This window comes from Bacteroides sp. 2201st1_D9_2201SCRN_220225 (assembly GCF_040928965.1).
Classification (GTDB): domain Bacteria; phylum Bacteroidota; class Bacteroidia; order Bacteroidales; family Bacteroidaceae; genus Bacteroides; species Bacteroides stercoris.
On the sequence record NZ_JBCODG010000149.1, the window covers coordinates 1 to 2,961 of the forward strand.

Consider the following 2,961-nt stretch of genomic DNA (forward strand, 5'->3'; position numbering starts at 1 on the left):
GCACTGTAAAATTGATTAATTAACTTCTAAAAAATCAGAGATATGAAAAAGATTGAAAATTCATTCGCAGTAACAGGCAGGATTTGTAGGGATGCAGAAATCCATTTATTCGAAATAGTAAAGGTTGCACACTTCTCTATTGTGGTCAGTCGCATAGGCAAGATAAATGAAGAAAAAACATTTGTTTCCTCTGTTATGAAAGTTGAAGCCTGGAGTAAGATGGAAGACCGCTATGCTTTTTGGATACTGCAAAAAGATGTACTGATTACCGTTGAAGGCTACTTTAAGCCGGAAGAATGGACGGATTCTAAAAGTGGGGAGAAACGTAACCGCATTGTGATGGTAGCTACTAAGTTCTACCCGACTCCGGAAAAATAAGAACCCCCGGACTAAAAAGAAAAAGCAATCAAACGATTGAAGCGGCACAAGGTCGCTTCAATCGTTTGCTAATGCGGCAGAAGATTATAAAAAAAGTGTTTCTTAATTTGGTGATTTTCAGATTTATCGGTATTTTTGTATCAAAAATGATACCTAAATATGTTTTTCTATGAAAAGATTATATGATACATATACAATATACGAATTTTCAGATGAATGTATTGTAAAGGAAATCTGCAAGAGAGTTAAGTCTATAAGACTTAGCTGCTGTTTTTCCCAGCAAGAATTTGCGGATAAGGCAGGAGTATCTATCGTTACTATTAAGAGAATAGAATCTTGTAAAGTAAGTGATATTGCCCTAAGTACATTGCTTAAGATTTTGCGTATAAGTGGAACTCTTGAAGGCGTTGTCGGTTTGGTTCCGGAACTTCCAGACTCCCCTTTCCTAATCAATGAAAAAACAGGTAAAAGAATACAAAGAATTAACGGTAAACGTAAGATGGTATGAAGAAAGAGCCGATTATAGTGAATGTATATCTGTGGGGGACTTGCATTGGCAAATTGAATTGGGACTTTGAAAAGCATTGTTCTGTATTCCAATTTACGGATGAATATAGGAAACAAGATTATGATATATGCCCTTCCACACACCCTAAGAGAACCCCTTTGTTTGCGTCTTTCTATGGGAATAAAGATAAATTATATCAAGGGCTTCCGGAATTTCTTGCAGATGCGCTTCCTGACAAATGGGGGGCTTCCCTATTTGACCAATGGCTCACGGATAATAATATAAAGGTTACGGAATCATTGCCTCTATTGAAGCTCTCTTATATTGGCAAGAGGGCTATGGGAGCATTGGAATTTGAACCGGAATTTAATGATGATGCCATCCATGAGTCAGTAAATATGTCATCATTGGCAACTTTGGCTTCTAAAATATATAATGATCGAGATGCTGCTGTCATATCACCGGAGGATAGCCTCACGATGAAAAAGTTGATATATCTTGGAACTTCTGCCGGTGGCATGCGCCCGAAGGCAGTGATTGCCTATAATCTCGAAACGGAAGAGTTTCGTTCCGGCCAGGTGGATTTGCCTGAAAATTTTAAGCAGTATATCATCAAATTTAAAGAAGCAGATGACTCTCCTACCACAGAGATAGAAATGGTATATAGCGAAATGGCAAAGGCGGCGGGAATCAACATGATGCCATGCTTCCTGAAAGAAATTGATGGAAGAAATCATTTCGTAACGGAAAGATTTGATCGTAAGAATGGAGAAAAGCTCTTTAGTCAGACCCTTGCGGCCATTATGCCGGGTGCAGATGATTATATGAAGCTGTGTTGGATAGCAGAGACTCTGAAACTTCCCCAGGAAGACAAAGATCAGATATTTATCAGAATGGTATTTAATTATGTCGCAGGTATATCCGATGATCATAATAAGAACATATCGTTTATCATGGATAAGGCAGGGGTATGGCGTTTATCACCTGCATATGATGTAATGTTCACGGCAAATACATGGGAAAATTCTTCAGCACACATTCATTCGATGGGCGTGATGGGCAAAAGGTCTGCCTTGACTACAAGTGATTTCGTCAACTTTGCCGAGGATTTTGTAGAGGAGCCCGAAAAGAAGATATTACAGGTGTTCGATGCTGTAAGCAAATTTCAATCGTTATGCGCCACGTATGGCATAGATAAGGCTATATTTGATAAAATCCAACATGTATTGGATGGATTGGTCACTGATGATTTGGATTTGCTGCAATTAACTTAAAGAACAGTAGATGGTGATAGTTGCTCCAGTCTTTTCTGGAACGGCTTTCTTTTCTTTTGAGATCTTTATACCCCTATTTGTTATTTTGGAGAAAGTCACATGTTTCCCACCCACCCTTTCAGCGGAGTGACTGTCCCCGTTTCAGGATTTCTCATAGTCACTCGCAGGCTCCGTGATTGTGTGAAATCCAGGAATGGGGAAGGCAAAGGAGAGAGGCATATCCGGTCTGCTTTCGGAGCTTCGGCCACATCGAGACAACCTCTTTCCGGCGGCTATGCCACTCTCCTTTTATTTGCCCGGCAGTCTGTTGCTTACCCATATGCCCCAGCCTTTTAGGGCTGTATATAGGTAGTCGGATATTTCGCCGCTAAATCGGCAGTCCGCTTCAATCGTTTGCTTGCTTTTCTCCGAGTGGATGCCTTTCTGTTTTTCCGGTTGTATAATCTTCTTTTTCCGGAAACAGTTGTAGTGGCTGTATGCCTGTATGGTTATGTTCTCCCCGCAGAATCCGCAAGTCTGTTCTTCCGTTGCAGCCTTTCATTTTATCGTGCAGTCACTTTTTTCGATACGTGGAATATTGTATGCTTCATTCTTCGGCTTCATTTTTTTAAAAGGAATTGCAGAGGTTTCTTCCGGTGTGTCGATAGGCGGCTGACCATATTTTCGGAATGTGCCATGCTTGCTGTCTGACCGGTTGTTTTTTGCATCCTTTCCAAACCTGTTGCTGATTTTCAAGTTTTGTCTTTTTCATATCATTTTTTAGGGAAGTCAAATCATTTTCCGTTGCAAATATAGATTGTT

The 2,961-nt window shown here is 40.2% G+C and carries 4 protein-coding genes; 3 read left to right on the forward strand and 1 reads right to left on the reverse strand.

The window, feature by feature from the left end; genetic code table 11:
• The first annotated feature begins 42 nt into the window (after positions 1-42).
• From AB5903_RS22180 to AB5903_RS22190, 3 genes are all read left to right on the forward strand, one after another.
• Positions 43-378, forward strand: coding sequence for a single-stranded DNA-binding protein (locus AB5903_RS22180; RefSeq protein ID WP_005868751.1), 336 nt, complete (start codon positions 43-45; stop codon positions 376-378).
• 169 nt (positions 379-547) lie between these two features.
• Positions 548-886 (forward strand): helix-turn-helix domain-containing protein, encoded by a 339-nt coding sequence (locus tag AB5903_RS22185; RefSeq protein ID WP_005868750.1) that lies wholly within the window; start codon positions 548-550, stop codon positions 884-886.
• Positions 883-2,160 carry a type II toxin-antitoxin system HipA family toxin gene (locus tag AB5903_RS22190; RefSeq protein WP_005868749.1) on the forward strand — a complete coding sequence of 426 codons (1,278 nt, stop codon included), beginning with the start codon at positions 883-885 and terminating at the stop codon, positions 2,158-2,160. Before AB5903_RS22185 ends, AB5903_RS22190 begins: the two co-directional genes overlap by 4 nt.
• A 157-nt stretch (positions 2,161-2,317) precedes the next feature.
• Here AB5903_RS22190 and AB5903_RS22195 read toward each other — a convergent pair whose 3' ends face one another.
• On the reverse strand, positions 2,318-2,479 hold the full coding sequence (locus tag AB5903_RS22195) for a hypothetical protein (RefSeq protein WP_005868748.1): 162 nt from the start codon (positions 2,477-2,479) through the stop codon (positions 2,318-2,320).
• Positions 2,480-2,961: the final 482 nt, after the last annotated feature.